Origin of the sequence: Psychrobacter sp. ENNN9_III (assembly GCF_001462175.1) — a bacterium.
In the GTDB taxonomy this organism is placed as follows: Bacteria; Pseudomonadota; Gammaproteobacteria; order Pseudomonadales; family Moraxellaceae; genus Psychrobacter.
Map to the genome: position 1 here is coordinate 1 of NZ_LNUO01000136.1, position 7,012 is coordinate 7,012.

The 7,012-nt window shown below is 42.3% G+C and carries 7 protein-coding genes and 1 pseudogene; 5 read left to right on the top strand and 3 right to left on the bottom strand.

Going from position 1 to position 7,012, the window contains the following annotated elements; all coding sequences use genetic code 11:
• Positions 1-30 precede the first annotated feature (30 nt).
• The 3 genes from PENNN9_RS08340 to PENNN9_RS08350 all read left to right on the top strand — a co-directional run bounded on the left by PENNN9_RS08340 (position 31) and on the right by PENNN9_RS08350 (position 3,313).
• Complete coding sequence (locus PENNN9_RS08340) at positions 31-1,713, top strand: NAD-dependent malic enzyme (RefSeq protein ID WP_058369239.1); 1,683 nt, start codon at positions 31-33, stop codon at positions 1,711-1,713.
• A 203-nt stretch (positions 1,714-1,916) separates the two neighbouring features.
• Positions 1,917-2,777 (top strand): DMT family transporter, encoded by an 861-nt coding sequence (locus PENNN9_RS08345; RefSeq protein ID WP_197409091.1) that lies wholly within the window; start codon positions 1,917-1,919, stop codon positions 2,775-2,777.
• Between the two features lie 107 nt (positions 2,778-2,884).
• A complete protein-coding gene (locus tag PENNN9_RS08350; protein ID WP_058369240.1) occupies positions 2,885-3,313 on the top strand; it encodes an Hsp20/alpha crystallin family protein in 429 nt (142 codons plus the stop codon).
• Between the two features lie 137 nt (positions 3,314-3,450).
• Here PENNN9_RS08350 and PENNN9_RS13645 read toward each other — a convergent pair.
• The 3 genes and pseudogenes from PENNN9_RS13645 to fumC all read right to left on the bottom strand — a co-directional run.
• A pseudogene (locus tag PENNN9_RS13645) lies at positions 3,451-3,570 on the bottom strand (hypothetical protein); the annotation flags it as partial.
• Positions 3,564-4,091, bottom strand: coding sequence for a peroxiredoxin (locus tag PENNN9_RS08355; RefSeq protein ID WP_058369241.1), 528 nt, complete (start codon positions 4,089-4,091; stop codon positions 3,564-3,566). The gene PENNN9_RS08355 and the pseudogene PENNN9_RS13645, both read right to left, overlap by 7 nt.
• 207 nt (positions 4,092-4,298) lie before the next feature.
• Positions 4,299-5,702 carry a class II fumarate hydratase gene (gene fumC / locus PENNN9_RS08360; RefSeq protein ID WP_058369242.1) on the bottom strand — a complete coding sequence of 468 codons (1,404 nt, stop codon included), beginning with the start codon at positions 5,700-5,702 and terminating at the stop codon, positions 4,299-4,301.
• Positions 5,703-5,883: 181 nt separating this feature from the next.
• Here fumC and PENNN9_RS13410 point away from each other — a divergent pair, with 181 nt between their 5' ends.
• Both PENNN9_RS13410 and PENNN9_RS13415 read left to right on the top strand, forming a co-directional pair.
• The gene (locus tag PENNN9_RS13410; RefSeq protein WP_264752933.1) at positions 5,884-6,447 is read left to right on the top strand and encodes a 5-formyltetrahydrofolate cyclo-ligase; all 564 of its coding nucleotides are present in this window, start codon (positions 5,884-5,886) and stop codon (positions 6,445-6,447) included.
• Entirely contained in the window at positions 6,389-6,778 is a 390-nt protein-coding gene (locus PENNN9_RS13415) for a 5-formyltetrahydrofolate cyclo-ligase (protein ID WP_264752934.1), read from the top strand. Before PENNN9_RS13410 ends, PENNN9_RS13415 begins: the two co-directional genes overlap by 59 nt.
• The last annotated feature ends 234 nt before the right edge of the window (positions 6,779-7,012 follow it).

A 7,012-nucleotide genomic window follows, 5' to 3' on the forward strand; every position in this document is an offset into this window, starting at 1 on the left:
ATCCTATACCTTTAATAAGAAGACTTTATCATGCTAAACCAACGTCCTTTATATATTCCCTTTGCAGGTCCTGCACTATTAGAAACTCCTTTACTAAATAAAGGTAGCGCCTTTTCACCAGAGGAACGTCATAGTTTTAATTTGACAGGTTTATTGCCTCATGCCATCGAGACGATTGAGGAGCAATCATTACGCGCTTATCATCAACTTAGCTCCTTTACGAGTGATATGGATAAGCATATTTACCTGCGTAATATACAAGATACGAATGAGACTTTATTTCACCATTTGATTGAGCAGCATATTGAGGAAGTGATGCCGCTCATATACACCCCAACGGTTGGCCAAGCTTGCGAAAAGTTCTCTCAGATTTATCGCCGTAAACGTGGTCTATTTGTCTCTTATCCTGAGCGCCATAAAATCGATGACATGCTGCAAAATGCAACCAAGCAAAAAGTAAAAGTGATCGTTGTCACCGATGGTGAGCGTATATTGGGCTTAGGTGATCAGGGGATTGGTGGAATGGGTATTCCAATCGGTAAACTATCGCTATATACGGCCTGTGGTGGTATTAGCCCAGCTTATTGCCTACCAATTTTGTTAGATGTTGGTACCAACAACCAAAAGCTGCTTGACGACCCTATGTATATGGGCTGGAGAAATCCAAGAATTTCTGGCGATGAATACAATGAATTTGTAGACTTGTTCATTCAAGCGGTTAAACGTCGTTGGCCAGAGGTGTTATTACAATTTGAAGATTTCGCCCAGGAAAACGCCACGCCATTATTGAATAAATACCGTAATCAGCTATGTTGCTTTAATGATGATATTCAAGGAACTGCTGCTGTGTCAGTCGGTACATTGATTGCAGCATGTTTAAATAAGGGGCAAAAACTTAGTCAGCAAAAAATAGCCTTTTTAGGGGCAGGATCAGCAGGTTGCGGTATTGCTGAACACATTATTCGCCAGATGCAGCGTGAAGGGTTGACAGAAGAGCAAGCACGCAAACAGGTATTTATGGTTGATCGCTATGGCCTGCTCACTGATGGCATGACAGAATTGCAAGCATTCCAAGTACCGTTAGTACAGAAGGAGTCAGATATTGAACACTGGGATCACAGTCAGCAGCTTGGTTTAGCCCAAGTGGTTGAGCAAGCAAAAATAACGGTATTGTTTGGCGTAAGCGGACAAAAAGGTCTGTTTACACGAAAGGTGATCGAAACGTTATGTGCTAATACTGAAAATCCAATTGTCTTACCGCTTTCAAACCCGACGTCTCGTGTTGAAGCAACACCGCAAGAAGTGACAAGCTGGAGTAAAGGTCGCGCAATTATTGCAACTGGCAGTCCTTTTCCTCATACCACTTTTGAAGGTCAGTCTTTTGAGGTCTCACAATGTAATAACAGCTATATATTTCCAGGTATTGGCTTAGGCGTTTTAGCATCACGTGCGACGGGCATCAGCGATAACATGTTAATGGCTGCAAGCCAAGCACTTGCAGATATCTCAATAGAATATGAAAGAGCGCCAGGTGCAGTATTACCGCCAATCAAATTTATTAGAGAAATCAGTGAAAGGATAGCCTATGCAGTGGCATTGCAAGCGGTTGAAGATAAACTTGCATTACCAGTCACGGCAGAAAATTTAGAACGTCGATTAAAAGCTAATTTTTGGTTACCTAAATACCGCAACTATCGTCGTACCTCCTTCTAGCTAGTAAAAAGTATAGCCAATACTAACTAAAAGTGTTATGTATTTTATATGTAGGTCGCAAAGCTGATAGTAATTTTCTTGCTTGCTGTGCCTACGCAGACAGAGGCGGCAAAAATTTATATCAACCTTGCCGTAACATTCTTAGAGCAAATTAACTATAAGATAAACTCCAGATTTGATTTTATATACAGGCTTGCACCATTATGATTCGCTCCACCCTTTGGATGATTGGCGCACTCTCCTCATTTTGTTTGATGGCCATTGGTGCTCGTGAGCTGAATAATGAAATCGGTGTTTTCCAGATTTTATTCTTCCGAAGTATCGTCGGCTTATTGGTACTGTTGCCAATCATACTGTTATTGAAGAAAGCGCGTTTTTCATTTCCCACACGTATCAAACTACATCTAGTAAGGAATCTATTTCATTTCGCGGGACAATATGGCTGGTTCTTAGGCATAGGACTACTGCCCTTAGCGACCGTTTTTGCTATTGAATTTACCGTTCCCTTGTGGACGATAATCATCTCGTATCTTTTCTTAAAAGAGTCTATCACGGTAAAGAAAGTTATTGCCGTACTATTAGGCATACTGGGCATAATAGTCATCGTTCAACCTAGCTTAGATGTCGCTCATTATGCGTCATTGATCGTGTTGGGCGCCGCTATTTGCTATGCCTTTTCTCATGTGGCCACAAAATCGTTATCTAACACAGATAGCCCAATCACGATTATTTTTATGATGTGTTTTATACAAGCGCCTTTGGGATTGCTGTTATTTATAGATGGGTGGACGACGCCAGTCGGTATTCAGTGGCTATGGTTAATAATTATAGGGGTGACAGCCTTATCGGCACATTATTGTATGACCAAAGCCATGCAACATGCAGAGGTGACATTCGTCGTCACTATGGATTTGTTTAGATTACCCTTAATATCCATCATTGGTGTGCTTTTATATTCTGAAAGTTTTACCGTTGCCTTATTGATTGGAATAATGCTCATCGTGGCCGGTAATTCGTTAAATATCTATTCTAAAAAAATAGATAAAAACAAAATTCCTCATTAATATATTAGACATATTACCTTAAAATTACCCCTTGAAATTATATAGCTCACCTTTATATATAAAGTAGGTTAGATACACAGTAGACAATCAATGATAAGGAGACTGTTATGAGTAAATTAGTGACACGCAATTCAATCTTTGACAACTTCTTTGATGAGATGGCACCTAGCTTTGTGATGCGTCCGCTGCATGGTGAAGCGCTCCCTAATGCTAGCCAAATCAGGATTGATGTCAGTGAAAAAGATGATGCGTTCCATGTAAACGCTGAAATACCCGGCGTTGCCAAAGAAGATATCGATCTGTCCATTACCGGAGATATCGTCTCGATCAGCGCTGATATTATGCAGCATGATGAGCAAAAAGACGGCGACAAGATATTACGCAGCGAGCGCTACTTTGGCTCAGTATCGCGTAGCTTCCAGTTGCCATCCAAGGTAAAAGTCGATGCGGCAGAAGCGTCATATGAAAACGGCATACTAAAACTGGTACTACCAAAGGAGACCAGCTCAGAGCGCAAAAAGCTTGAGATTAAATAAAAATAGCTGAGCATTGATGAGCATTTAAGTAAATGATCAAGGGCACATGAGTGATTCATGTGCTCTTTTTATTTGAGCTTTACTGTTTTAGTTCAGACAATGTCTACTTAGTTATAACAACGTTAGTAATTTACATTTTTAGCAGTTTTCACCGCGTTTTCATAACAGATATGACGGTTCAATGCAGTGACTAGCATCAATGAGTTGTGTAATAAGTCATCGACTTTGTCTTTTATTGGCTCAATAGAATTTAAGCATTACTTTTCAAGTACTCTAACATAGTGTCTGCATCTGACACTTCAAAGGGGTCGATTGGGCAGTTGTCGCCAAAATCAGGTTCCTTAAACACTTTTTTAATGGCTTTATTGTCGACAAGCATCGAATAACGCCATGAGCGCATACCAAAGCCAAGATTACTCTTATCAACAAGCATACCCATTTTACGAGTGAACTCACCATTACCATCAGGCAGCAAAAATACGTTTTCGCGGTTTTGCTTGAGGCCCCACTGGTACATAACGAATGCATCATTGACAGAAATGCACACGATTTCATCTACGCCCAACGCCTTAAACTCATCATAAAGCGCTTCATAACGAGGCAAATGGCTGGTCGAACACGTTGGCGTAAAGGCACCTGGTAGCGAGAACACGACCACTTTTTTATTGGCAAATAACTCATCTGTGGTGAGATCATACCAAGTAAATGGGTTGTCTCCGCCGATAGATTCATCACGAACACGAGTTTTAAAGGTTACATCAGGTACATGGGTAATCATTATTTACTCCTATTTAGGTTATTGTCTTTTTGTTTTTAAATGCGGCGTAGATATAATAATAGTTATGTCAGGTCATAAGCAAACTTTTAAGCTTATATCCACTATATAAAATATAAAACTGGCTTTAAAAATATTAACCAAAAAAAGACCTTGCCACATTTTTATATCAAGAGCGACAAGGTCTTTTTTTATCTAACAAAATCCAAATTAAGAAGGATGCACCATATCCTCTGGCGTCACCCACTCATCGAACTGCGCTTCGGTCATCAGATCAAGCTCAACCGCAACTTGCTTCAGGGTTTTGTTCTCTTTATAAGCCGTTTTAGCGATTTTCGCGGCGTTTTCATAACCAACATGACGGTTTAGTGCCGTGACGAGCATCAATGAATTGTGCAAGAAGTCATCGATTTTGTCTTTTACTGGCTCGATGCCGACCGCGCAGTTGTCATTAAAGCTATTGCAAGCGTCACCCAGTAGCTTGATAGATTGCAATAAGTTAAAGGCGATCACTGGCTTATATACGTTTAGTTCAAAGTTACCTGACGCGCCTGCCATGCTGATAGTAACGTCGTTACCCATCACTTGAGCGACAACCATGGTCATCGCTTCTGACTGAGTTGGATTGACTTTGCCCGGCATGATAGATGAGCCTGGCTCATTCTCTGGAATGGTAAGCTCGCCTAGACCACAGCGCGGACCTGAAGCTAACCAACGTACGTCGTTAGCAATCTTATTTAAGCTACCCGCTAGCGTTTTTAGTGCGCCTGAAGCAAATACTTCGGCATCACGAGCCGCTAGCGCTTCAAATTTATTCGGTGAAGTCACAAATGGCAGACCAGTCAAAGTTGATAACTGCTCAGCTGCTTTTACCGCATAATCAGGATGGGCATTTAGACCCGTACCAACCGCCGTACCACCTAGTGGCAACTCATATAAGCCTTGTAGTGCGTTGTCGATACGAGTCAACGAGTGGTCAAGCTGGCTGACATAACCGCTAAACTCTTGACCTAGGGTCAAAGGCGTGGCGTCTTGTAAATGCGTACGACCAATTTTGACGATACTATCAAATTCTTTGGCTTTGGCATCTAGCGTATCGCGAAGTGCTTTTACCGCTGGGATAAGCAGGCTGTTGATCTGACGCGCAGCAGCGACACGAATCGCCGTTGGGAAGCTGTCGTTGGTAGACTGCGCATGGTTGACATGGTCATTTGGATGAATCGGCGCGTAGCTACCACGCTCAGAACCAGCGATTTCGTTGGCACGGTTGGCGAGCACTTCGTTCATGTTCATATTTGACTGCGTACCAGAACCCGTCTGCCATACCACTAATGGGAACTGATCGGTGAGACCACCGTCGATGACTTCGTCAGCAGCTTGCACAATGAGGTCGCGCTTATCGCCTTCGATACGCTCAAGGCTTGCATTGGTAATAGCAGCGGCTTTTTTCACCAGTGCCATCGCTTCAATCATCGGACGCGGCAAGGTCTCGCCACCGATTTTGAAGTTTTCGCGGCTACGCTGGGTTTGCGCGCCCCAATAAGCCTCGCTTGGGACTTCCACGTTGCCCATGGTATCTTTTTCGGTACGAGTTGCCTGATTCTGTGTCGACATAACTGTCCTCTGTGTTATTTATTATGAAAAGTGCAACAACTGCTGCACATGATGAAAAATAGGATGTAAAGTGGCGTTATGATAGCATGACTAAGACGTGTTGAATATTCACAAATAGGGATTGCTGTTACCTAAAAGCGCCAGCTACCATCAATTTAATATATTAACGGATAGTATATCTATGCATCCTAAATCCAAAAACATTGAATCAAAACAGTCTAAACCTAGCAATCCGCCGAGACGACAATTTACCCGTCAGCGTCGTAATCTTACAGATGGCGAGCGCAGACAATACGCGCGTATGGCAAGTTTGCACTTGATTAAGTTGCAACAGCGCTTGCCTCCACGTGCGCGTATTGGCTTATATTATGATGGCTTTGGTGAGCTGCCGACCCAGCCACTACTCACTTGGTGCGAGCACTTAGGCTATCTGCCTTATTTACCAGTCGTAGGCTCGCTCGGTCGTGATGACAAGGGCAATGTCGATAAACGTCTGCGCTTTGTGCCGATTTACCATTCAAAATTGGTAAACTTACCGACGCGGATTCACAGTTTAGGCATGAAGCAAAATCATAGTCGTCGACTACTTTGGGCACGCGAATTAGATGTCATTATCTGTCCATTAGTAGCAGTAGATCTAAACGGTAATCGTATGGGCATGGGCGGCGGATTTTATGATACGACGCTTGGCAAAAGCTATCAAGCAGGGTCAAAAAAAACCGTTAAAAATTGGCTGGTGCTATGATTTTCAGGTAGTAGAACATCTCGAACGTCAACCGTGGGATGTGCCGTTAGATGGCTTAATCACGCCAAGTGGCTTAAGGTGGTTTAGTAATAATGCAAAAGCTAACGACAGTGCTGAGGAAAAAGCATCTAGCGCTGATACGGTTGATACGTATTTACAGACATTAGGAAATGATGACGCAAGAGAAATACTCTACTACAGTCAAGAACAATCCTTTGGCTCTGATGAGTTGGCAAGCGTTATCAATGAAGAACGCTTAAATAAGTTGCTGGCGCAGAGTGATGAGTTTTTGGATAGTTTAAGTGGTCAGATTAGGGATTTTGATGAGTAGTATAGTTGATACTAAATAAAAGAGATACACTGCATAAATTCGCTAGACTGGTACAGACTTTTCTTGCGTACTGTGCCCGCGTAGACAGAGGCGGCAAAAAACTTATCCCAGTCTCGCTGTATCCTTTTTATATTGACCTGACTATATTAAGAAAGATATAACTCACATCATCCTATCGTTAAATCATATTAAAACACTATAGTACGTGAGATGATGGGGGATAGTGTTTTTTGC

What these genes read in the sequence shown, in the direction of transcription:
- PENNN9_RS08345 (WP_197409091.1), top strand. Translation starts at nt 1,917, where the DNA reads ATGATTCGCTCCACCCTTTGGATGATTGGCGCACTCTCCTCATTTTGT.
- PENNN9_RS08350 (WP_058369240.1), top strand. Translation starts at nt 2,885, where the DNA reads ATGAGTAAATTAGTGACACGCAATTCAATCTTTGACAACTTCTTTGAT.
- PENNN9_RS08355 (WP_058369241.1), bottom strand. Translation starts at nt 4,091, where the DNA reads ATGATTACCCATGTACCTGATGTAACCTTTAAAACTCGTGTTCGTGAT.
- fumC (WP_058369242.1), bottom strand. Translation starts at nt 5,702, where the DNA reads ATGTCGACACAGAATCAGGCAACTCGTACCGAAAAAGATACCATGGGC.
- PENNN9_RS08340 (WP_058369239.1), top strand. Translation starts at nt 31, where the DNA reads ATGCTAAACCAACGTCCTTTATATATTCCCTTTGCAGGTCCTGCACTA.
- PENNN9_RS13410 (WP_264752933.1), top strand. Translation starts at nt 5,884, where the DNA reads ATGCATCCTAAATCCAAAAACATTGAATCAAAACAGTCTAAACCTAGC.